Annotated in this window: 20 protein-coding genes; 12 read left to right on the top strand and 8 right to left on the bottom strand. The window is 74.5% G+C overall.

The features are described from left to right. Positions 1 to 212: 212 nt before the first annotated feature. From RVR_RS05605 to RVR_RS05595, 3 genes are all read left to right on the top strand, one after another. Positions 213 to 809: a sigma-70 family RNA polymerase sigma factor gene (locus RVR_RS05605; RefSeq protein WP_237404586.1), complete on the top strand. Its 597-nt coding sequence runs from the start codon at positions 213 to 215 to the stop codon at positions 807 to 809. Continuing rightward, positions 787 to 1,569: a hypothetical protein gene (locus tag RVR_RS05600; RefSeq protein WP_202232782.1), complete on the top strand. Its 783-nt coding sequence runs from the start codon at positions 787 to 789 to the stop codon at positions 1,567 to 1,569. The genes RVR_RS05605 and RVR_RS05600 overlap by 23 nt, the downstream gene beginning before the upstream one ends. A 368-nt stretch (positions 1,570 to 1,937) precedes the next feature. Beyond that, positions 1,938 to 2,729: a hypothetical protein gene (locus tag RVR_RS05595; protein ID WP_202232781.1), complete on the top strand. Its 792-nt coding sequence runs from the start codon at positions 1,938 to 1,940 to the stop codon at positions 2,727 to 2,729. Positions 2,730 to 2,904: 175 nt separating this feature from the next. Here the strand turns inward: RVR_RS05595 and RVR_RS05590 are convergent, their stop codons facing one another. Together RVR_RS05590 and RVR_RS38540 are read right to left on the bottom strand one after the other, a co-directional pair. Then, complete coding sequence (locus tag RVR_RS05590; RefSeq protein ID WP_202232780.1) at positions 2,905 to 3,228, bottom strand: helix-turn-helix domain-containing protein; 324 nt, start codon at positions 3,226 to 3,228, stop codon at positions 2,905 to 2,907. 249 nt (positions 3,229 to 3,477) lie between these two features. Beyond that, complete coding sequence (locus RVR_RS38540) at positions 3,478 to 4,365, bottom strand: LysR family transcriptional regulator (RefSeq protein WP_272933057.1); 888 nt, start codon at positions 4,363 to 4,365, stop codon at positions 3,478 to 3,480. A gap of 127 nt (positions 4,366 to 4,492) precedes the next feature. Here RVR_RS38540 and RVR_RS05575 point away from each other — a divergent pair, with 127 nt between their 5' ends. Beyond that, the gene (locus tag RVR_RS05575; RefSeq protein ID WP_237404585.1) at positions 4,493 to 5,233 is read left to right on the top strand and encodes a flavodoxin family protein; all 741 of its coding nucleotides are present in this window, start codon (positions 4,493 to 4,495) and stop codon (positions 5,231 to 5,233) included. A 501-nt stretch (positions 5,234 to 5,734) separates the two neighbouring features. Beyond that, a complete protein-coding gene (locus tag RVR_RS05570) occupies positions 5,735 to 6,457 on the top strand; it encodes an alpha/beta hydrolase family protein (protein WP_430393216.1) in 723 nt (240 codons plus the stop codon). Positions 6,458 to 6,585: 128 nt separating this feature from the next. Here RVR_RS05570 and RVR_RS05565 read toward each other — a convergent pair whose 3' ends face one another. After that, a complete protein-coding gene (locus RVR_RS05565) occupies positions 6,586 to 7,641 on the bottom strand; it encodes a zinc-binding alcohol dehydrogenase family protein (protein WP_202232778.1) in 1,056 nt (351 codons plus the stop codon). 309 nt (positions 7,642 to 7,950) lie between these two features. On the opposite strand from RVR_RS05565, the gene RVR_RS05560 reads away from it, so the two are divergent. Then, entirely contained in the window at positions 7,951 to 8,619 is a 669-nt protein-coding gene (locus RVR_RS05560; protein ID WP_202232777.1) for an SGNH/GDSL hydrolase family protein, read from the top strand. Positions 8,620 to 8,880: 261 nt separating this feature from the next. Beyond that, positions 8,881 to 9,672: an SDR family NAD(P)-dependent oxidoreductase gene (locus RVR_RS05555; protein ID WP_202232776.1), complete on the top strand. Its 792-nt coding sequence runs from the start codon at positions 8,881 to 8,883 to the stop codon at positions 9,670 to 9,672. A gap of 213 nt (positions 9,673 to 9,885) precedes the next feature. Here RVR_RS05555 and RVR_RS05550 read toward each other — a convergent pair whose 3' ends face one another. From RVR_RS05550 to RVR_RS05540, 3 genes are all read right to left on the bottom strand, one after another. After that, complete coding sequence (locus RVR_RS05550) at positions 9,886 to 10,596, bottom strand: G1 family glutamic endopeptidase (protein WP_202232775.1); 711 nt, start codon at positions 10,594 to 10,596, stop codon at positions 9,886 to 9,888. A gap of 505 nt (positions 10,597 to 11,101) precedes the next feature. Continuing rightward, positions 11,102 to 11,998 (bottom strand): NAD-dependent epimerase/dehydratase family protein, encoded by an 897-nt coding sequence (locus tag RVR_RS05545; RefSeq protein ID WP_202232774.1) that lies wholly within the window; start codon positions 11,996 to 11,998, stop codon positions 11,102 to 11,104. Between the two features lie 186 nt (positions 11,999 to 12,184). Next, the gene (locus RVR_RS05540; protein ID WP_202232773.1) at positions 12,185 to 13,702 is read right to left on the bottom strand and encodes an MFS transporter; all 1,518 of its coding nucleotides are present in this window, start codon (positions 13,700 to 13,702) and stop codon (positions 12,185 to 12,187) included. 75 nt (positions 13,703 to 13,777) lie between these two features. On the opposite strand from RVR_RS05540, the gene RVR_RS05535 reads away from it, so the two are divergent. From RVR_RS05535 to RVR_RS05520, 4 genes are all read left to right on the top strand, one after another. Further along, entirely contained in the window at positions 13,778 to 14,674 is an 897-nt protein-coding gene (locus tag RVR_RS05535) for a LysR family transcriptional regulator (protein ID WP_202232772.1), read from the top strand. A gap of 286 nt (positions 14,675 to 14,960) precedes the next feature. Beyond that, positions 14,961 to 16,181, top strand: a complete 1,221-nt coding sequence (locus RVR_RS05530; protein ID WP_202232771.1) for an IS110 family RNA-guided transposase — start codon at positions 14,961 to 14,963, stop codon at positions 16,179 to 16,181. A 474-nt stretch (positions 16,182 to 16,655) separates the two neighbouring features. After that, complete coding sequence (locus RVR_RS05525) at positions 16,656 to 17,513, top strand: helix-turn-helix domain-containing protein (protein ID WP_202232770.1); 858 nt, start codon at positions 16,656 to 16,658, stop codon at positions 17,511 to 17,513. Positions 17,514 to 17,565: 52 nt separating this feature from the next. Then, entirely contained in the window at positions 17,566 to 18,324 is a 759-nt protein-coding gene (locus RVR_RS05520; RefSeq protein ID WP_202232769.1) for a hypothetical protein, read from the top strand. A gap of 332 nt (positions 18,325 to 18,656) precedes the next feature. Here RVR_RS05520 and RVR_RS05515 read toward each other — a convergent pair whose 3' ends face one another. Together RVR_RS05515 and RVR_RS05510 are read right to left on the bottom strand one after the other, a co-directional pair. Next, entirely contained in the window at positions 18,657 to 18,854 is a 198-nt protein-coding gene (locus tag RVR_RS05515) for a DUF397 domain-containing protein (RefSeq protein ID WP_237404584.1), read from the bottom strand. Positions 18,855 to 19,608: 754 nt separating this feature from the next. Continuing rightward, complete coding sequence (locus RVR_RS05510; protein ID WP_202232767.1) at positions 19,609 to 20,259, bottom strand: VOC family protein; 651 nt, start codon at positions 20,257 to 20,259, stop codon at positions 19,609 to 19,611. Positions 20,260 to 20,656: 397 nt separating this feature from the next. Between RVR_RS05510 and RVR_RS05505 the strand changes: the two genes are divergently transcribed. After that, a complete protein-coding gene (locus RVR_RS05505; RefSeq protein WP_237404583.1) occupies positions 20,657 to 22,429 on the top strand; it encodes a glycosyl hydrolase family 28-related protein in 1,773 nt (590 codons plus the stop codon). The last annotated feature ends 138 nt before the right edge of the window (positions 22,430 to 22,567 follow it).

Genomic DNA, 22,567 nt, shown 5'->3' with positions numbered 1-22,567 from the left:
GTTTCGGGTGCACGTTTGGGCGGCTCCGAACGCTATGTAGGCAGGACCGCGACGGTGCGGTCCCGGAGTGCACACGGGGGTGGGCGCTTCGAGCTCGAAGCGAGAGGACCGGCAAGGCCCGTGACGACCCATCAGATCGAAGCCGTGCCCACGGCGGCGGCCGGGACCGTACGCCGTACCCGCGACTCCAGCGACGGACGGGGAGAGACCCGGTGAACCACGACGAGGCACACGGCGACCGCCTGCCCCGCGCGAAGGCCGACGAGGACCCGGACCCGGCGGCCCAGCCGCTGGACTTCCAGGCGTTCCACGCGCTGTACCGCGGCGCGTACGTGCGCTGGGCCCAGATGTACCTCGGCTCGCGGGCCGACGCCGAGGACGCGGTCCACGAGGCCATGGTGGAACTGCTACGGCACTGGCGTAAGGCCCTGGAACAGCCCGAACCGGCCGCCTACGCCTGGTGGCTGGTGAAGAACCGGGTCCGCGACGCGGCCCGTGCCCGCACCCGCCGGCAGAAGATGGCCGACGCCATCTTCGCCACCGAGCTGGCGCACGACACCGTGGACCCGATCGGCGCGCTGGAGGTCAGCATCGCGCTGTGGGAGGCCATCGACGCCCTCCCCGAGCGCCAGCACGACGTGTTCCTGATGCGCTACAGCCTCGACTACACCACCCGCCAGACCGCGGACCTGCTGGGGATCACCGAGGCCACCGTCCGCTCCACCGCCCGCGACGCGCGCCGCCGCCTCGCCGCTGCGCTGGACCCCGAGCTGAAGGGACGCGAAGATGCCCGTGTCGATGCCTTTTGAGGAGATCCTGGCCAAGGCGCGGCTGCGCTCGCCGGAGTACACCCGTGAGGAGCTGGTCGCCGCGCAGGCCCGGCTCGCCGCGGCCGCCACGATGCAGCAGATCATGACCGGCGCGCTCACCTTCGACGACGCCACCAGCCGCGACCTGTGGTGCGAGCCGGTCCGGCCCAGCCGCTGGGAGCCCCACCACCACGGCGAGACCGCGGACCGCGAACGCCTGGACGCGGCGGACGACCTGCGGCACCTGTGCAAGATCGTCATCACCCAGGCCAAGGCCCTCCAGACGATGTCCGCCTTCGTCAGCGGGTCGGTGGAGTCCGCCGACGACCCCAGCCGGATCCTCGAACCCGAGGGCGCCCGGGTGCTGGCCTGCGTCCTGCACCTGGCCGGCCGGGAGGACAGCGCCCGCTTCTGGTGGCAGTTCGCCTCCGGCGCCGACGACGGCGAGGCCAAGTTCTGCCTGTTCCTGCACCATCTGGCGCTCGGCGAGGTGCAGGAGGCCAACTGGTGGCACGACCAGATCCCGCGCCGGGGACGGGAGTTGTGGGCGCGCGCGGTGCGGGAGGGCCGCGACCGGGAGACCGCGGCCGCCGCGACCTGCCTGCACGCGGTGGCGCGCCGCAAGACGGTGCCGGACGAGGCCACCGCCGTCGTCGGCTACGTCAGGTCCGCCGTGCGGTTCGTCGACGAGGCCGTGGACCTGCCGCTGCCCGCGGACGGGTTCGCGGAGAAGATCGAGGAGATGACGGCGACGACCTGACGGCGGCCTGACGGCGGTCTGACGGCGACGACCTGACGGTGGCCCGGTGGCGCCCCCGGGCGCCGCCCGCGGGGCCGGCCCCGCCCGGCACCCCGGGCCGGGCCGGGCCGTTCCGTCGGCTCGCGCCGGTCGGCCGGGCGGGGTGGCCATGCCCGGCCCCGTCGGCCGGGCCGTTCCGTCGGCTCGTGCCGGTCCGGTCCGTCGTTCCGATGCGGCCGTGTCCGCCGGTCCGCCCGGCCCGGTGGCCGGGGCCTGCCCGGCTCGCCGGCCCGGGGCACCGGGTCCGCGGGCGGAACGGGGCGGGCCGTGCGGCCCGTTCGGCGGCCGTTCCTGTCCAGCAGCAGTGGCACGACACCCTGGGGCCGTTCATGACCTGGTACAGCCACACCTGGTGCGCCGCGTACGCCGCGCCGGCCGCCGCCTGCACCGCCATCGCCTGGCTGTGCCTCCTGCGCCGCTTCGCGGGCAGGGGCCGCCTGCTGGGGACGTGGCGGTCCGCCTGCCTGTCGGCGCTCGTGCTGCTCGCGATGGGCGCGACGTCCGTCGGCGCCGGCCTGCTCCTGCCGCACCTGGGCCAGGTGCCGCCGGCCGCCGCGGGCGTCGCCACCGGCTTCGCCGTCGCGCCGCGCGGCAGGCGGCAGGACGAGGGCGCCCAACCCCTGCTGCGCTTCATGACCCTGGGCATCGGCTGGCTGCTGGAACGCCTTGAGTACCGGCTGGCGACCGACGCCCAGACCTGGTGCGACAGCTTCATGGAGCGGTTCAAGGAGGTGCGGCAGTTGCGGATCTTCATCCACGGCCTCAAGCGCTTCCTGCTGGACCGCCCGCACAGCACCGTGACGAACAAGGCGGTCTGCGCCTGCCACGAGGACGCGGAACGGAGGCTCGACGCCGCGCTCGACGTCCAGACCCGCGTGGAGGAGGCGTGCCGGACCCCGGCGCCGCCGGGCGTGGCCGAGTTCCGGCGGGCCCGCAGCGCGGACGAGGAGGCCAGGTGCGTGATCGCCTTCAACGAGGCGCGGGCGATGTGCGCGCACCTGCTGCGGTTCGCCTACTGCCAGGGCCGCCGCTCGGAGCGGCCGGAGATCGAGCGGCTCCGGGACGCGGTGGTCCCGCCCGACGCCTACCGGTCCACGGGCGCCCTGCGGCAGGGGAGATGACCGCCCCGGGCCGCGGGCACCCGCGCGCGGGAAGCACGGCGTGCGCACCGGGCGCCGACGGACCGTCCCCGCCCCCACCCCTTGCCTTCGGCCCCGAGCCCGCACGGCGGCATCCCCGGGACGGCCCCGCGGGACCCGCCGGGACCGCTCGCCGCTCCCGCGGACGCCGCCACCGCTACCGGCACGCGGGGGCCTGCCCGCTGCCGTACACCGGCGCGGCGCCGTCCCGGGGCTGCACGGCGGCGTCCCGCGGCGGCGCGTGGAACGTGATCTCCACCCGGGCGCCGATCGCCTCGGCGGCCGCGGCGAGGCTGCGCACCGTGAGGTTGGCGTCCCCCGACATGATCTGGCTGACCCGCCCCGGGCTGACGGACATCGCCCTCGCCAGCTCCGACTGCGACACGCCGAGCCCGGCCAGCACGCCCGCGAGCGACGCCGTCGCCTCCCGTGCCAGCCGCGCCCCCGCCACGTCGGCGGCGCTGCTCCCGCCCCGCGCCATGAAGCCCATGGTGTGCCCCCCACTGTGTCGCCGGCTGCCAGCCGTTGCCCTGCACGCAGCATGACACCTTTAGCTCCGGCTAAAGGCGGGAACGGTCGAAGTCGCACCGCGCGGACGGCGGCCGTACGGCCCGCGGGCGCCACCGCGCGTGCGGTCGGGGCCGGCGTCGGGCCGAGGTGTCCGGCTGAGGCGTCCAGCCGAGGCGTCGGGCCGAGGCGTCGGACCGAGGCGCCCGGCAGGCCGCGGCCGTCAGCCGGCCGAGGCGTCCAGCAGCAGGTCGCGCAGCGCGGCGGCGGTGCGTGAGGGCGCGTCGGGCGTCAGGACGACCTGGTCGGCGGTGGTCGAGGGGCCGGTGAGGGGGATGACGCGCAGGCCGGGCGGCTGGTGGTCGAGCGCCGACCCGACGGTGATCCCGATGCCGGTGCCGGCCGCGACGTGGGCGGCGATGTCGTGCACGCTGCCGGCGGTCCTGATGATGCGCAGGTCGGCTCCGCCGCTGTGGAAGGCGGCCAGCAGCCGGTCGCAGAGCCCGCTGTTGATCTGGTGCGGCCAGGTGAGCAGCCCGGTGGTGGACAGCTCGGCCGTGCTGAGCTCGGCGTGCGCGGCGAGCGGATGGGTGGCCGGCACCAGCGCCACGAACCGCTCGGTGGACAGCACCCTGGCGCGTACGCCGGAGACGCCGTCGGTCGCCCAGCCGATGCCGAGCCCGATCGTCTCGGCGCGCAGGGCGGTGACCTGGGCGGTGGTCGGCATCGCCTCCGGCACGATCATCACGTCGGGGCACCGCTCGCGCAGGCGCGGCAGGCAGCGCAGCAGGAGCTGGTGGTCGGTGTACTCGGCGTGTGCGACGACGAGGCTCGTGCGGGTCCGGTCTCCGGCGGCCAGCGCGCGCCCGCGCTGCTGGAAGCGGTGGAGCTGGGCGAGGGCGGCGCGGGCGTCGGGCAGCAGTTCCTCGCCCAGTCCGGTCAACGCCACCCGGCGGCTGGTGCGGTGGAACAGCCGTCCGCCGAGGGCGGTCTCCAGCCGCCGTACGGCGTCGCTGACGGTGGGCTGCCCCCGGTGCAGGCGCTCGGCGGCGCGCCCGAAGTGGAGTTCCTCCGCCACGGCGACGAACGCCTCCAGCTCGATCCTGTCCACCTCCTCACGTTAACGCCTTCGATCGGTCGCACCGATCGCTGGGTGGTGAAGTTCGGCGTTGATGGCGTACCGCCCGCGCGGTGGGATGGCAGGGCAGGCGGAGAACCCCACGATTGGGAGCAGTGAGATGGCCATGGCAGTCGACGGCATCGACCGTGCACAGGACGACGTACCGGAGGTTACGGTGGCGGTGGTCCACCACTCCGTGCACGGCCACACCCGGGTGCTGGCCGAGCACCTCGCCGACGGCGCGCGGCGGGTCCCGGGCACCCGGGTGCACCTCGTCGAGGTCCGGGCGGAGGACGTGAACGCCGGGCGCTGGCGCGACCCCGAGGCGCTGGCGCTGCTGGACGGCTGCGACGCGATCGTCTTCGGCAGCCCGACGCTGATGGGCAGCGCGTCGGCGGTCTTCAAGGCTTTCATGGAGGCGGCGTTCACCGCCTTCACCACGCAGCGGTGGAAGGACAAGCTGGCCGGCGGCTTCACCATGTCCGCGTCCCAGAGCGGCGACAAGTTGGCGGTGCTCCAGCAACTGGCGGTGTTCGCAACGCAGTTGGGCATGCAGTGGATCGGTGTCGGTGACATGCCGGGCAACAACTGGAGCGGCGGCTCCCGCGACGACCTCAACCGGCTCGGCTCGTGGCTGGGGCTGATGGGCCAGAGCCACTCCGACCTCGGGCCCGAGAACGCCGGATCGCCGGGCGACCTGGTCACCGCGGAACGCTACGGGGAGCGGATCGCCCGCCTCACCCAGCGCTGGGTGAACGCGGTGCCCTACGACACCCCGCGGATGACCGAGCACGAGGCCCGCGCCCTCTCCGCCGACCTCCGGGCCGGCCACTCCGCCCCGCCCGCGCTGACCGTCTGAGCGCCGACCCGTACGACCGTCCGGCGTGTCCGATGGTCCGACCATCCGGCCGGTCGGCCCACCGGGCCAACGGTCCACGGGTGGGCGGGCCTTCGCGGGCGCGGCTGTCAGGGGTGCGCCCGCGAAGGACCGACACGTCCAACATAACGATCGTCGTGCGCGGCGGGGCCGTGACACTCCCGAGGCCCGGGCGGCGCGGGAGCAGGTCACCCGATCGCGCAGCGGGGAGGGCAACCATGCCTCCGTAGAGCCGAGTTGGCCGCCGCCGACGAAAAACCGCTGGGCGGGGGAGCAGTGCGGCTGGTAGCTTGCGGCGACCGTGACACCGGACGAAGGAGGTGGGACCCGTGCACGTTCGATCCACGCGGGTGCTCCCCTTCCTGCCACGGTTCGGCGGCTGACACAGCCGCCACCGGGAGCGCCTGGACATCAAGAGGCACTCCCGAGAGGCAACATCCCTTGAAGACAATCGAGTTCACCGCCGAGTCGTCGTCGGACGGCATGATCGAGCGCGACTTCGCCGTGGGCGGGGTCCCCGGCGTGCTCTGGTCGCCGGCGGCCGGCGCCGGGCGCGCCCCGCTGGTGCTGGTGGGCCACGGCGGCGGCATGCACAAGAAGGCGCCGGCGGTGTCCGGCCGCGCGCAGCGGATCGTGGCCGGCTGCGGCTTCCACGTCGCCGCCATCGACGCGCCCGGCCACGGCGGCCGGCCGCGCACCGCCCACGACGAGCGGGAGATCGCGGAACTGTACCGGGCCAGGGCGGCGGGCGAGCCCGAGGGCCCGATCGTGGTCCGCTACAACGCCCACCTCGCCGAGCGGGCCGTGCCGGAGTGGCGGGCGACCCTCGACGCGCTCCGGACCCTGCCCGAGATCGGGGACCGGGGGCCGGTCGGCTACCTCGGCCTGAACATGGGCACCGCGATCGGGGTGCCGCTGGTGGCGGACGACCCCAGGATCGACGCCGCGGTCTTCGGACTGCACTGGCCCGACGCGCTCGCCGAGGCGGCGCGGCGGATCACCGTCCCGGTCGAGTTCGACCTGCAGTGGGACGACGAGCACATCCCGCGCGCCGCCGGGCTCGCGCTCTTCGACGCCTTCGCGTCGCGGGAGAAGTCGCTGCACGCCAACGCGGGCCGCCACAAGGAGCTGCCGAGGTTCGAGGCGGACAGCGCCGTGCGGTTCTTCGCCCGCCACCTCGGCGCCAAGGCCGCGCCGGACGCCTGACCGGCCTGATTCGGCACCCGGCTCGCGGGACCGGCCCGGCGGCCGGCCCGTGATCCGGGCGCCGTCGGGCCGGGCGCCGGGTCAGGCCGGGCCGCCGGCTCGGGCTCCCGCGCCGGCGGAAGCCCGGATCAACCGGCCGTGGGGGAAGGGGCGGTGGGCGGGACGAGCACCGCCGCGCCGTTGACGCGGTCCGCGGCGAGGTCGGCCAGCGCGCGGTCGGCCCGGTCCAGCGGGTAGCGGGTGATGGTGGGACGGATGCCGACCCGCCGGGCGGTCTCCAGGAAGTCCCGGCCGTCGGCGCGGGTGTTGGAGGTGACGCTGCGCAGCTCGCGCTCCTGGAACAGGTGCCGCTGGTAGTCCAGCACCGGGATGTCCGACAGGTGGATGCCGGCGACGGCGAGGGTGCCGCCGCGGTCGAGGGCCGCCAGCGCGACCGGCACCAGGTCGCCGACCGGCGCGAAGAGGATCGCCGAGTCCAGGGGTTCGGGCGGCGCGTCGTAGCCGCCGCGGGCGGACGACGCCCCGAGGTCCAGGGCGAGCCGGCGGGCCGCCGCGGACCGGGTCAGCACGTGGACGGTCGCGCCCTCGGCGAGGGCGACCTGCGCGGCCAGGTGCGCGGACCCCCCGAAGCCGTACAGGCCGAGCCGGCCGCCCGGCGGGAGCGCGCTGCGCCGCAGCGCGCGGTAGCCGATGATGCCCGCGCACAGCAGCGGCGCCAGCTCGGCCGGGTCGGCCCCACCGGGCAGCGGATACGCGAACTCCTCGGGCAGGACCGTCACTTCGGCGAAGCCGCCGTCCGCGTCCCAGCCCGTGTAGACCGACGACGGGCACAGGTTCTCCCGGCCGGACCGGCAGTAGCGGCACACCCCGCAGGTGCCGCGCAGCCAGGCGCCGCCCACCCGGTCGCCGCGCGCGAAACGGCCCGTCCCCGGCCCCGAGCCGAGGACCCTGCCGACGATCTCGTGGCCCGGAACGGTCATCGGGCGGTGCGGGCGCAGATCCCCCTCCGCGAGGTGGAGATCGGTCCGGCACACCCCGCACGCCTCGACCCGCACCAGCACCTCGCCCGGACCCGGCCGCGGTGCTTTCCGCCGTGTGCGGCGCAGCGGTCCCGTGGCGATCGGCCCCGGCTCGTCCACCGCCCAACCGCCCAGGTCCCCCGCGTCCGCGGACTCGAACGCCATGCCTCCAGCCTGCGCCCGCCCGAGGCCCCCGGCAATCCGGACGGCCCGGGACCGGAGGCGCCCCAGCCGCCGCGGGCGCGCTCACCGCCCGCGCGGAACCGTCCACCGGCCGTACGGCGCCGCCGGCGGGGGCGCGTACGCGTCCGGGCCGGTCACGCGCGGGCGCCGCGGGTACCGGCTCCGCCCCCGTACGGCGCGGCGGCGCCGCGCGCTACGGTCACAGCACGGGCGGCGGGCCCCACCTCGCGCCGCGCGACCGCAGCACCGACCGCAGCACCGACCGAGCGCACCGACAGGAGCCGACGAACGATGTCCGCTGACCTCCCGCTTCCCTTCGAGAAGGGCAGCCATGTGCTGTTCACCGGCGACAGCATCACCGATGCCGGACGCACCGCGGACAGGGCGCCGTACGGCGGCGGCTACGTGGGCCTGATCCAGGCCCTCGTGACCGCGCAGGCCCCCGAACTCGCCCTGCGCTGGACCAACCGCGGGATCTCCGGGAACACCGTGCGCGACCTCGCCTCGCGCTGGCAGGCCGACGTCCTGGACGAGCGGCCGGACTGGCTGTGCGTGAAGATCGGCATCAACGACTGCTGGCGGGGCATGGAGGGCAACGCCGACGAGGCCGTTCCCGTCGCCGAGTACCAGGAGACGCTGGCCGCGCTGCTGGACCGCGCGACGTCGGCCACCGGCTGCCGGCTGGTCGTCGCCACCCCCTACCTCATCGAGGGCGACCGGTCCGACCCGTGGCGGATCGAGTCCGACCGCTACGTGGCCGCCGCCCGCGAGGTGGCGCGGGCGAAGGGGCTGCCCCTGGTCGACGTGCAGGCGGCCTTCGACCGGGTGCTCGCCCACACGGCGCCGGCCGACTGGGCCGGCGACCGCGTGCACCCGGTGCTGGCGGGGCACGCGGTGATCGCCCGCGCGTTCCTCGCGGTGTTCGCCGGGTTGGCGGCCGCCGACGCCCACGCCGGCTGACGGTGGGCGGCGCCCGGCCCCGGGACACCGCCGCCCGCGCCGCCGCCCCGCGCCGACGCACGGGCCCTGCCCCGGACGCGGCGCGTGCCGCGCCCGGGGCAGGGCGATACGGCGGGCACGGGGTCCGGCGATACGGCGGGCACGGGCGCGGGGTAGGGCGCCGGCCCGCCGCCCCTACGTCAGGAACGCGGGGGACGCGGCGTCCGAGCCTGGTACCGGCTGTGCCTGTATCCGGCCGGCGACCTGATCGACGCTGGAGCCATGACGAACAATCCGGACACCATCGAGATCGCCCCGATCGGCCTGCTCACCGGCAAGGTCGTGCTCATCACCGGGGCCAGCCGCGGCATCGGGGCGGCCGCCGCGCGGCTCTTCGCCGCCGAGGGCGCCGCGGTCGTGCTGGCCGCCCGCGGTACCGACGCCCTGGAGCGGATCGCCGCCGGGATCCGCGGCGCCGGCGGGGTCGCCGACGCGGTCACCCTGGACCTGGCCGACGACGCGAGCGTCCGCGCGGCGGTCGACCACGTCGCGCGGCTGCACGGGCGGCTGGACGGCGCCTTCAACAACGGCGCGGTCATCCAGCAGCCCGGCCCGCTCGACGCCACGGGCGAGGAGGACATCGACGCCCAGTTCCAGGTGAACTTCCGGGCGCACTGGATCGCCATGAAGGCCGAGGCCGAGCTGATGCGACGCGGTGGCGGCGGGGCGATCGTGAACACCTCCAGCATCGGCAGCCGCCGGGCGAACCCGGCGCTGCCCGCGTACGGGGCGATGAAGCGCGCGCTCAACAGCATCACCGAGAGCGCCGCCGTGACCTGGGGCCCGCAGGGCATCCGCGTCAACGGCATCACCCCCGGCGGCACCGCCACGGAGATGATCGACCAGTGGGAGGCGGCCACCCCGGGCGTCGTGGAGACGATCAACGCCAGGACCCCGCTCGGCCGCATGGCGGAGCCCCGGGAGGTGGCCGAGGCGGCGGCGTGGCTGCTCAGCGACCGCGCCTCGATGGTGACGGGGGCGATCCTGCCGGTCGACGGCGGCGCCGGCGCCTGAGGGAGCCGCACTCCGGCGGGCGGCGCGGCACGGCCGCGCGGCACGGCCGCGCGGCACGGCAACGCGGCACGTCCGCGCGACACGGCAACGCCGGTCCCCGGAGCCGGGTGCGGCTCCGGGGACCGGCGTGGCGCGGGACCGGACCGGCCGTGGGCGTCCGGGTGGACGCGTCCGTTCCCAGGTGGGGGGATCGCAGGCGGAACTGACGGAGGATCAGCCCGGGATGATCGAGAACGAGCCGCCGTCGAGGGCGGTCTCGGTGTACTGCCCGCTGTCGATGGCCTCGGGGCCGTAGGCGTCGAAGGACTGCCCGTTGACGGTGATGCCGCTGAAGTCCTGCTCGTCGAAGGACGGGTAGCTGCCGGTCGGCGACTCGATCACCGCCTCGGCGCTCGCGTCGTCCGCGGACAGCGACTTCTGGGTGGTCTTCGACCAGCCCTTGGTGGTGTCGGACAGCTCCAGGGTGTAGGCGCCGCCGCCGTTGTCCACGACGCTGGCGGTGAACGCGTCGCCGGCGTCGACCGACTCGTCGTAGTACACCGGTGCCGCCGGGTACATCTCGTACCAGGCCGAGTACTCCGGGCTGCCGCTGGAGCAGTCGACCTGGACGCCGGTCTGCTCGACGGTCTGCGAGCCGTAGCCGTCGATGCCTATCCAGGGCGCGTACAGGTCGTTCGTGGAGTTGCAGGTGACCTGGGGCATCGTCCAGGAGCCGGAGATGTCGGTGAGGTCCGAGCCCCGGGCGACGTAGCCGCCCCAGTTGCTGTCGCCGGAGAAGCCGGCGAGGGGGTGGGCGTAGTGCGCCGTGCCGAACTCGACGCTGGGTGCGACCGCGCTCGCGGGTCCGGCGAGGGAGGCGCAGGACAGCGCGAGCAGTGCGGCGGCGGCCGCCCTTGCGGGGGCGGCTGTGCGGAACTTGTGCATCCGGTGAACTCCAATGGTGGGGGAGTTGCGAGGGTGGTGGGGGGAGTCGGCCGGCCGTCCTCGATCCGTGAGGTGGTGGGGGGAGCCGGCCGATCAGGCCGCTGGAGCGATGCTGCGCGCTGTGACGGGTGGGTCGGAAGGGGCGGACTGCTACCGGATGTCGCAATGGCGTGAACATGACAACCACTCGGAGTGGTGACAGCCCGGGCGGCGAAGTGACGTGGTCGGCGGGGGAGTTCCCGCGCGGCGCGGCTCGGCCGTCGAAACCCCGTACGCCGCCCGCCGGTCCTCCCGGTACGGCGGAGTGCTGATACCGGCTACGGCCGAACTGCCGTGCCGACCAGGCGTTTCGCGCCGCGCGGGCGGTGTGGGCGCGGGGGTGCGGACGGGGCGTCGGCGGGCGCGCCGCACGGCGCCTTCCCACGGCGCGCCGGACGCCCGCGGGGGAGGACCGCGGGCGTCCGGCGCCGTCGGGATCGGGGTCGGGGTCGGGGTCGGACGCAGGTCAGGCGAAGTAGCAGCCGCTGTCGAGGTCGTCGACGAGCGTGGGGCCCTCCGGTGTCCAGCCCAGCAGCGCCCGGGTGGCGTCGCTGCTCGCCGCCATGTCCGTGCCGTAGAACTTGGCGAGCCACCCGAAGTGCGCGGCCGCCTCCTCCGCCGGGACGGAGGCGACCGGCAGGCCGAGGCCGCGCCCGACCGCCTCGGCGATCCGCCGCGTCGGGATGCCCTCCTCGGCGGCGGCGTGCAGGGTGGTGCCGGCCGGCACCCGCCGGTCGAGGGCGAGCCGCACCACCCGGGCCGCGTCGCCGCGGTGGACCGCCGCCCAGCGGTCGGTGCCGTCGCCGATGTAGGCCGAGACGCCCTTGGCCCGGGCGGTCGCCACGATCCCGGCGAGGAAGCCGTGGTCGCCGGCGCCGTGCACGGTCGGGGCGAAACGGGTGACGACCGTGCCGACGCCTCGCTCCACGGCCTCCAGGGCCAGGTTCTCGCTGCCGCCGCGCAGGGAGTCCACGCCGTGGAACGGCGACCGGTCCTGCTCGGTCGCGGCGCGGCCCGGGGTCAGGAACGCCAGCCCGGAGGCGAGGACGAGCGGCCGGGCGGAGCCCGCGAGCGCGTCGGTGATGGCCTGTACGGCGCCGCGCTCGGCCTTGTTGGTGCCCGCCTGGTCGGCGAAGTCGTGCTTGTTGGCGAGGTGGACGACGGCCTCGGCCGCGGCGGCCGCGGCGCGGATGCCGTCCAGGTCGTCGAGGTCGCCGCGCACGGCCCGGGCGCCCTTGGCCGCGAGCGCCGCGGCGGAGGCGTCCGAGCGGGCGAGGCCGGCGACCTCGTGTCCGGCGTCGAGCAGGTCGTCCACGACGGCCGCGCCGATCCAGCCGGTGGCTCCGGTGACGAATACGCGCATGTCGTTCTTCCTTCGTGTCGGTCCGCGGCGTGTCCACGTCGCGGTGCGAATGGGTGGTGACGGGTACGGATGGGTTCGGATGGGTTCGGATGGTCCCGGACGGGTTCGCGTGAGGGCGGGCGGCACCGGCCGGAAGCACCGGCCGCGGGCCCCCGGGGCCCTCGTGAGCGGGCAGGCGCCAGGTGTTCAGCGGGTGGCGCGGCCCGCCGACCGGGACTGGAGCAGGACGAGCGCGCCGGCCACGAGCACCGCCACGCCGATCACCCGCAGCCCCGCGTCCGCGGCCGAGGTGAAGGCCGTGACCACGGCGGGCGCGCGGTCGGCCGGAGCGGCGGCCAGCGCCTGCGCCACGGTGTGCGGGTGGCCGGCGGACCGGACGTCGGGGGGGAGCGCGGCGGTGAACCGCGCGGTGAGCACCGTGCCGATCACGGCGACGCCCAGCGCGCTGCCGAACTCCCGTGTGGTCGCCTGGAGTCCGGCGCCCACGCCGGCCTGTGCCGTCGGCAGCGAGCCGGCGATGGCGCCCGAGAGGGTCGGCAGCGCCAGCGCCACCCCGGCGCCGGTGGCCAGCAGCCAGCCGGCGTAGGCGGCGTACGACGTGTCCGCGCCGCTCGTGGACAGCCCGAGCAGCCCGCCGCCGACGCAGGCGAAGGCGAGCGCGAGCGTGGCGTCGAGGCCGATCCGCCGCGCCAGGTGGCCGCTCCGGCGCGCGCCCACGACGATCGGCACGGTCAGCGGGACGATCCCCAGCCCGGTCCGCAGCACCCCGTACCCCTTGCCGTACTGGAGGAACGACGCGTTGACGTAGAACAGCGCGAACATCCCGAAGAACACCGCCGTCATGCCCAGGCAGGCGCTGCGCAGCGCCGGGACGCGCAGCAGCCGGGGGTCGAGCAGCGGCTGCCGGGCCCTGAGCTCCACGAGCGTCCAGACCGCGAACAGCACGGCGGAGCAGGCGAATCCGGCCACGACGACCGGGCTGCCCCAACCCTGCTCCGGTCCCTGCACGATGCCGAGCAGCAGCGCGACCGACGCGGCCACCAGCAGCGCGGCGCCGAGCGGGTCCAGCCGCCGGTCATGGCGCGCCGAGACCGGTGCGACCCGGCCGGTGAGCGCGGCGAGCAGCAGCGCGACCGGGACCGCGGCCGCGAACAGCCAGCGCCACGAGCCTCCGGTCAGGACGGCGCCGCCGCCGACGTTGCCGACGACGCCGCCGATCCCGGTCATCGACGCCCAGGTGGCGACCGCCGCGCCCCTGCGCTCCGCTGGCACGGCGAGCAGCAGGACGGCGAGCGTGTTGGGCAGCACCGCGGCGGCGCCGACGCCCGTGACCGCCCGGCCGGCCAGCAGCAGCGGCATGTCCGGCGCGACCGCCGAGAGCAGCGCGCCCCCGGCGAACAGCACCAGGCCGGCGAGCAGGACACCCTTGCGGCCGAACCGGTCGCCCGCGGCCCCGCCGGGGATCACCAGGCAGGCGAAGACGACCACGTACGTGTCGACGATCCAGATCAGCGCCGAGGCGGACGGGTGCAGCCCGCTCGACGCGAGCAGCGGGACGGCGAGGTTGATCGCGGCGACCATGCCGACGACGAGGACGACGCAGGCGCACATGACCGCCGTCAGGCCGCGCGGTGCGGCGGACCCCGGTGCCGGCCGGCCGCCCGCCGCCGGTGCGTGGCCGCTGATCGTTGCGTGGATTGGCATACCGACGACGCTAGGGAGGCGGGCCCCTTCCGTGCCACGCAACTTGCGTAACAACACGTTGCGTAGGATGCAACCATGACCGAGCAGCTCGACCTGAACCTCCTGCGGGTGTTCGACGCGCTCCTGGAGGAGGGCAGCGTGACGGGGGCGTCCGAGCGCCTGCACCTGTCCATCCCCGCGACCAGCCGCGCGCTGGGGCGGCTGCGGCGGGCGCTGGACGACCCGATCCTGGTACGGGCCGGCCGCGGGATGGTGCCGACGCCGTTCGCGCTGCGCACCGCGCCTCGGGTGCGGTCGCTGCTCGACGAGGCGTCGGCGCTGGTCCTCGGCGACCGCGAGGTCCCGATCGCCGAGTTGGAGCGCACCTTCACGATCCGGATCAACGACGGGGTGGCCGCCACCCTCGCCACCGCGGCGGTCGAGGCCACCGCCGCGGCCGCCCCCGGGGTCGTCCTGCGCTTCGTGGCCGAGGGCAGCGAGAGCGTCGAGGCGCTGCGGGACGGGTCGGTGGACCTGGACATCGGCGTGGGCGACGTCGCGGCCCCCGACATCCGCGCCGCGGTGCTCTACCGCGAGCGGCTGGTCGGCATCGTCGGCGCCGGCAGCCCGCTGGGCCGCGACCGCCGCCCGACACTCGCACAGTTGTGCCGGCACCCGCACGTCTCGGCCTCCCGCCGCGGCCGCGTGCGCGGCCCCCTCGACGAGGTGCTCGACGCCGCGGGCCTGCGCCGCCACGTCGCCGCGGTGGTGCCGACCTTCGCGGTGGCCTCGCTGCTGGTCGCGTCGAGCGGCTACGTCGGGCTCGTCCCGCAGCGCCTCGCCGAGCAGTACGGCCCGGCCCTGGGCATCCGCTGGTTCCCCGTCCCCGCGGACCTGCCGGAACTCGACGTGCGCCTCTTCTGGCACGCCCGCCTCGACGCGGACCCGCCCCAGCGCTGGCTGCGCGACACCATCCGGGCCGCCCTGCGGTGACGCCGGGGCCGGGGCGAAGCCCGGCCGGGACGGCCCACGCCGCTCATTAGAGGACCATCCCTTCTGCAGCCCTCTTCGGTAGGGTTGTGACCTCTCGGTCCCGGCGGGTGCATGGCCATCGTCGCGAGCCGTTCGACGGCCAGCGTGAGTTCTGCCAGCCCTGCCGGGCCGAGGCCGTCTGATCGGCTTCAGGGACACGCCCCGCAGAGGGCCGATTAATGAGCTCCCGGCAGACGACCTCACCACCGGGCAGGTGCTCCGCCAGCGGTACAGGAGTACGACGCACGTGTTCATCGGATGGGACTGGGCGACCGAAACGCACGACGTGACGGTCATGGACGACACCGGCAAACGCATCGACCGGTGGGAACCGACCCACACCGAGGAAGGGTTCGCCAAGACCCTGGCCCGGCTGCGCAAGCACGCAGATCCCGCGGACCTGCCGGTCGCCATCGAGACCACCAGGGGCCTGGCCGTCGACCGGCTCCTGGCCGCCGGGCACCCGGTGGTGCCGGTGCACCCGAACGCCTTTCACGCGATGCGGGCACGCTGGGGCGCTTCCAAAGCCAAGACCGACGCCGGCGACAGCATGAAACTCGCCGACTACCTGCGCACCGACGGCCACCTGCTGCCCCGGCTGGAGCCCACCGAGCCGGCCACTCTCGACCTGCAGGCCCTCACCCGCCAGCGCGCCGACCACATCGAGGCCCGCATCGCCGCCGTCAACCAACTCGCCGCGCTCCTGGACGAACACTGGCCCGGCGGCAAGGCAGTCTTCGGCAAGCTCGACAGCGACATCGCCCAGGCCTTCCTGGAGCGCTACCCGACCCCGGCCTCCGCCGCCAAGCTCACCGCGGGGCGCCTGGAAACCTGGTGCAAACGCCGTGGCTACTGCGGCAAGAAGCCCGGCAGCGTCCTCATCGAACGCCTGCGCTCGGCCCCCACAGCCGCCTCCCGCCTCAGCGAGACGGTCGTCGAGCACCTCATCCGTGTCCAGGTCCAGCTCGTGCACGGCATACGCGCGACCATCCGCGCCCTGGACAAGGCCATCACCGAGGCCACCGCCACGCACCCTTACGCGCCGCTGTTCGCCACCCTGCCGCGCATCGGCACGATCAGCCTCGGCCAGGTCATCGGCGAGATCGGCCCGCTCCTGGAACGCGCCCAGACCTGCGAACAGCTGATCGCCGAAGCCGGCGTCGTCCCCGTGACCCGCGCCTCGGGCAAGTCCCGCACAGTCGCTTTCCGCTTCGCGACCAACCGCAGAGCCCGCGTCGCGCTCACGACCTTCGCCGACAACAGCCGACACGGCAGCCAGTGGGCCGCCAAGATCTACGACGACGCCCGGGCCCGCAAAAAGCGGCACCCCCACGCCGTCCGAATCCTCGCCCGATCCTGGCTCCGGGTGATGTGGGCCTGCTGGCGCACCGGCACCTGCTACGACCCCGACATCCACCAAGCCAACAACAAGATCAACACGACCGCCGACGCCCCCCTGGCGGCATAGAGGTTGACTCAGGAAACTCACACGGGCCCCCGCGCGCAGGTGGCGCCCGCCCCCCACCACCGGCGCCGAGGTGGGCCACGTGTGGCCCGCGCGCAGGCGGCGCCCCTTTGCTCCGCACGGGCTGCCCCGAGCGACGCACGGCAGTGCGGGCGCCGGACGCGCGTGCCCTCTCCCCGCCGGCCGCCCCGCGTGTGCCGTCCACCGGGTCGCCCGCCCGCACCTGTCCCGGGCCGGCCGCCCTCCTGTCCGTACACGCCGCCGCCGTACCGCCGCCGTACCGCCGCCGGGTCGGACCGGAACGCCCCCGCCGCCCCGATTCATGCCGTCCTGGGCGGGAGTAGGGCGTCCGGTGACGGATGTGTCGGCTAGAGTGCGACGAATAGCTAGTCGCACAATGCGCCTAGCAGAGTGACGAGTTGGCCACGAGGTGTGCTGACATCACTGTATGCGCGGCGAGTTGCCCGAAGGAGTGAGATGACCCGAACTGTGGACCCGAGCGTGACCCGGCGCAAACTCCGGATGGAGCTGCGCAGGGCGCGGGAGCGCGCCGGCCTGACGCAGCGCGAGGCGGCGAGGACGCTGGACTGGTCGCCGTCGAAGGTGATCCGGATCGAGACCGGGCAGGTCGGTGTCTCGGTCACCGACGCGCGGGCCCTGGCGCATCTGTACGGCGTGACCGAACAGCAGCAGGTGGACGAGCTGGTGGAGGCCGCCCGCGAGAGCAGGAAGTCGAGTTGGTGGGCGAAGTACCACGACGTGCTGTCCGCGTCGTTCGGCCAGTACCTGGGTCTGGAGGGCGCGGCGAACGGCGTGTCCGTCTACCACCCGGTCGTCGTGCCCGGGCACGTGCAGACCTGCGGCTACGCCGAGGCGCTGCTCGCCCCGCGCGTCGAGCCCGCCCGCGCGGCGCGGCTGGCGCGGCTGCGCGCGGAGCGGCAGGAGCACATGCTCGACTCCGGCGGGACGGCGGGCCTCTCCTTCGTGATCGACGAGGCCGCGCTGCGCCGCCGGATCGGCGGTCCGGAGGTGATGCGGGGGCAGTTGGACCGGCTGCTGGAGGTGGCCGAGTTCCCGCGGGTGGACCTCATGGTCCTGCCGCTGGACTTCGGCGCGCACTACAGCACGATGGGCGGCTTCGTCCTGCTGGGCTTCAGCGACGACGCCGACCTGCTCTACCTGGAGCACGCCACCGGCAGCGTCACCACGGGCAACGACCTCTCGCTGCTGGCCCGTTACCAGGAGTGCTTCGAGGCGCTCACCGCCGGAGCGCTGCACGGGCAGGACGCCTGCGCGCTGATCGAGCGGGCCAAGGGGGAGATCGGCAGGAGCTGACCGGCTGCGATCGGCTTCCTGCCGCAGATCGAGAAAGATCCAGGTCCCGACTATGCGGAGTACTGCGCAGAACGGCGGCACCGAGGGCGATGCCGGTACGGGCGAGGAGTCCGGTGCCGGTTGCCCGGGTGCCGGACACGCCACGGACAACGACGTGCTGCTGAGCGCGCTGGACGACCCGGAGCGCTTCGAGCGGTTCATGGAGTTCAAGAACCGCGAGCACGAACGGTCGCTCACGCGCACGAGCGCCGAGACGGCCGCCTACGAACTCCGCACCCGGGCGGACGCCGAGGCCGTCCGGCGGGTCGAGGTGTCCCGAGCCGAGCAGCGGCGCCGCACCGCACTCCTGGTCGCGCTGCTCCAGTACGTCGTCCTCGGCGGCCTGTCGATGACGGCGTTGGTGGGCGCGCTGTACCACTACGCGATGCTCCCGCCCGGCCGGATCGCGGGGGCCGTGGCGGCGGCGGTCATCGCCGTCGCGGTGTCCGCGTGCGCGGCGGGGGCGGGATGGCCGTCGGTCCCCCGCGCCCTCGGAGGTCTGTTCCGCCGGAACGGCACCCGTTCGGGCACGGACGGTTCGGCGGCCCCCGCTTCCGCCGGTGGTCCGGGGGAGGCGGTCAGCGGGCCGACCACCCCGTCGACGGACGGCGGCTCGGCGGCGACGCCGGTCGAGCCGGAGGGACGCACTGCTGCTCCGGCGGAAGAAGCGCCGGTCCGGCGTCCGTACGACCGCCCGCGACCGGGTCGCGGCCCGCGTCGGGATCAGGGGCCGGAGCGGGAACGGGAGCCGGGTGGGCCGTCCGCGCGGTGACGTCCGGCGGGGGAGGGGAATCGGCGCGACGGCCCTCCCGGGCCCGCCGGGCCGCGACCGCCCCGAGGCAGAGCACGACGGTGAGCACGACCGCGGTCGCCAGCCACACCGCGGTCCGGGCCGCCCGCCCGCTCACCAGCAGCGACGCCGAACCGGCGGCCACCAGCACGAACGCGGCGCTGCCCGTGCCCAGTGCGGCCAGCGCCAGCCGGCGCCGCGAACCCCGCCAGGTCGCGCCGGGCGCGGACGGTAAGGGGGCACGGGAGTGCTTCACGCCGTCCTCGCCGTCGGTGCTGCCCACGGGTCCGCCTCTCCACCGCTCGCCGGGAGCATCACGGGGCGCCCAACTGCCCGGTCACCACGGCCGCGACGAACTCGCGCCAGGCCTGGGCCCCGAACACCAGTTGGGGCCCGGTGCGGTCCTTCGAGTCGCGAGCCCGCACCTGGTCCGTTTGGAGAGCGACTTCCACGCACTCGTACTCGTTTCCACTGAAGCTGCTCTTGCGCCATCCGGCGGGTGTGTCGGACACGACGATCATCCTCCCCCGAACCGGCCGGTCGTGGGCCGGTCACGCAGCCGCGCGCCGCGCAGCCCGGATCGCCCGGATGAGCGGACGGGGCGGCGGAATTCCGCGGTACCCGTCTCCGCACAGCCGAGCGGCCCGTACTGTGCCGCGCCTCCGAATGAGGGGGATACCCAGTTTGCGGTGACGAGACACAACCCGGCCCGCGTTGAACGCTAAAGCACGGGGTCAGCCGGTGGCAAGAAGCATACCGAACGGCATGTGCGGTGCGCGGGGGCGGCCGTTGCCGTCGTCCGAAGGCGACGAACGCCCGCTCAGGTGCGCCCGGACGCCTTCCGTGAGCCGGCGCACGACCGGACGCCCCATGGTGCCGCGCGCCCGTACAGATGGGGCATGCTTGACGCCTATTCGGCGGTGCCCGGGGTGAATCTGGCCGCCGCTGCACGAATTCGGCTCATCCCTGTGCGCGGAACGCCGCGCGGGCGAACCCGCGCCCCCGGGTAATCGTGCGGTCATTTGTCGTATGACTATGCCGATAAGCCGAACGGAACTGCCAAGCGTGCGCGGATGATCGCGGAAGGTAATTCCGGTGGGGGAGGGATGGAATGCGCGTGCCCCGCCTCGCCCGCCGGCCGCCCGGCGGGTGGGCCCGGCGCCGTGCGGTCCGCGGCGCGCCGGAGGGACGCCGTTCCCCTCGTCCGGAAGGCTCCCGCAGTGCTCCTGCACCGAGCCTGCTGCCGAGCTTGTCGTCAAGCTCTGTTCAGTCGCGACCCATCCAGGTCGCCACGTCCGCCTCGTTGCCCTCCGGGTCGGCCAGGGTCCACCACGCCGGGGCGTGCGTGTCCGACAGCAGGCGACCGCCCGCGGTGATGGCCGCGGCGATCCGTTCCTCGGCCTGGTCGTGGGGGACGGAGACGTCGATGTGCAGCCGGTTGCGCCCCGGGCGCGGGGCGTCCATCGGCTGGAACCAGAACGGCGGTTCGCCGCCGTTCGGATCCACCAGGTCCTCGTCGCCCTCCGCCCGGTAGCCGAGCAGGGCGCGCCAGAACGGCATCACCCGCGAGCCGACGAGCGCGTCCACCGTGACCTGTACGGACTTCAGCGCCGTCGGGTCGGCCGGCGCGTCCAACTCCCGCGCTGCCGCCGAGATCGCCCGGGCCAGCTCGACGTCGCGCCGGCTCAACCCGCCCACCTCGTGCGTCGTCAGACGGACCGTCACCCCCGGGTAGCGCAGGTCCACGTCCGGGTGGTGGTCGGCCGCGTCGGCCAGTGCGCCGATCGCCTCCACGAACCGCACGCCGCGCGCGAACGATCCGGTGCGGAAATACGCGCTCGCCCCCGCGAAGAGCACCCGCCAGTCATCGACTCCGGCCGCTTCGTGGAACTGCCTCGGTGTGATGCTTTCGACCATGCGCGGCAACGTAACACCGCCGTCCCGGGGCCGACCCCCCGCGGGGCGGCGGGCCTGCCGCGGGCCTGCTCGATTCCACCCGGGCGGCGGCCTGGTGGGGAGGCCGGCACGCGGCCCACACACTTCCCGCACGGCCGCGCACGCGGGCCTCACGACACCCTCACCCGAATCCGGCACACCGACTCTTGCAGAAGACTGCAAGGAATCAACGAAAATGGATTCGTATATTGCGGCTCCGTATCCGACGGGTTACGGTCCTCTGCGTCGTGACCCACACCACACCAGTCCCCCCACCCCCACTGGCCACGTGCGTCCCACCCTGCCCGCCGTCCCGAGGCGGGCGCGTGGTGCGGCCGGTGGGGAACAGGCCCGGGCGGTGTGCGGAAAGGAGCAACACATGTCCCGACCCCTTCGACATCTCCGGCGGACGGCCGCCCTCGGCGGCTGCGCCGCGCTGCTCGCCTCGGCGGGCGCCCTCGCGCTGAACGCCCCGCCGGCGGCGGCCGCCGCCACCGGCGGCAGTGGCGCGAACCTCCCCTACACCGAGGTGCAGGCGGAGAACTCCGCCACCAACGGCACCGTGATCGGCCCGAGTTACGCCGCGGGCAACCTCGCCGACGAGGCGTCGCAGCGCAAGGCGGTGACGCTCCAGGGCTCCGGGAAGTACGTCACCTTCACCACGCCGGTGGCGACGAACTCGATCGACTTCCGCTACAGCATCCCCGACACCGCGAGCGGTTCGGTGTACACCGCGCCGCTGTCGCTGTACGTCGACGGCACGAAGCAGCCGGACTTCACGCTGACGAACGCCTACTCCTGGTACTACGGCAGCTACCCGTTCACCAACGCGCCGGGCACCAACCAGCACCACTTCTACGACGAGGCGCACCGGCTGTTCGGCCAGACCTACCCGGCCGGCACCACCTTCACGTTCCAGGTCGACGCCGGCGACACCGCCTCCTCCTACACCCTGGACTCCGCCGACTTCGAGCAGGTCGCCGCGGCACAGGCCCAGCCCTCGGGGTCCGTGTCGGTGGTGGACGAGGGTGCCGATCCCACCGGCGCGGCCGACTCGACCGAGGCGTTCGACGCCGCGATCGCCGCGGCCGGTTCGGGCGGCACCGTGTGGATACCGCCGGGCACCTTCAAGGTCCCCGGACACATCGCCGTCAACGACGTCACCGTCGCGGGCGCGGGCATGTGGTACTCCACCGTCACCGGCGCCGCCCCCGGCTTCTACGGCAACTCCGCGCCGTCACCCAGTACGAACGTCCACCTGAAGGACTTCGCGATCTTCGGCGACGTGCAGGAGCGGGACGACAACGCGCAGGTGAACGGGATCGGCGGCGCGATGAGCGACTCGTCGGTCGCGGACGTGTGGATCGACCACATGAAGGTCGGGGCCTGGATGGACGGCCCGATGGACAAGCTGACCTTCAGCGGGATGCGCATCCGCGACACCACCGCCGACGGCATCAACTTCCACGGCGGGGTGACCAACTCGACCGTGACCGGCAGCGACATCCGCAACACCGGTGACGACGGCATCGCCACCTGGGCGGACTCCGCGCTCGGCGCCGACGCGAACGACACGATCTCGAACAACACCGTCCAGTTCCAGACGCTGGCCAACGGCATCGCGATCTACGGCGGCCACGACAACACCGTCACCGGCAACCTGGTCCAGGACACCGGACTCGCCCAGGGCGGCGGCATCCACGTCGGCCAGCGCTTCACCTCCACGCCGGTCGGCACCACCACGATCAGCGACAACACGCTCGTGCGGGACGGCAGCCTCGACCCGAACTGGCAGTTCGGCGTGGGTGCGCTGTGGTTCGACGGCAGCCAGGGCGCCGTCACCGGCCCGATCAACGTCTCCGACACGCTCATCCAGCAGAGCCCGTACGAGGCCGTGCAGTGGGTCGAGGGCACCATCAGCGGCGTCAGCCTCGACGACGTCACGATCGACGGCACCGGCACCTTCGCGCTCCAGGAGCAGACCGGCGGCGCCGCGAAGTTCACGAACGTCACCGCCACCGGCGTCGGCGCCCCCTCGCCGGTCTACAACTGCGAGGGCGGAAACTTCGCGGTCACTGACGGCGGCGGCAACTCCGGCATCGACGGCACCCCCTTCTGTGGCCCGTGGCCGACCCCGGACCTCGCGTCCTGACCGGCTGCTCCGCGACGCCCTCCCCGGTGCCGCCGGGTGCGACCACGCACCCGGCGGCACCGTCGCGGACCGCCGCGCGGGCGACCGGGTGAACCTCCACGGGCGGCGCTGCGCGAACGGCGCCGGAAACGGGTGCGT

Source organism: Streptomyces sp. SN-593 (genome assembly GCF_016756395.1).
In the GTDB taxonomy this organism is placed as follows: Bacteria; Actinomycetota; Actinomycetes; order Streptomycetales; family Streptomycetaceae; genus Actinacidiphila; species Actinacidiphila reveromycinica.
The sequence above is the reverse complement of the archived record's forward strand: the minus strand, read 5'-3'. Positions and strand labels throughout refer to the sequence as shown.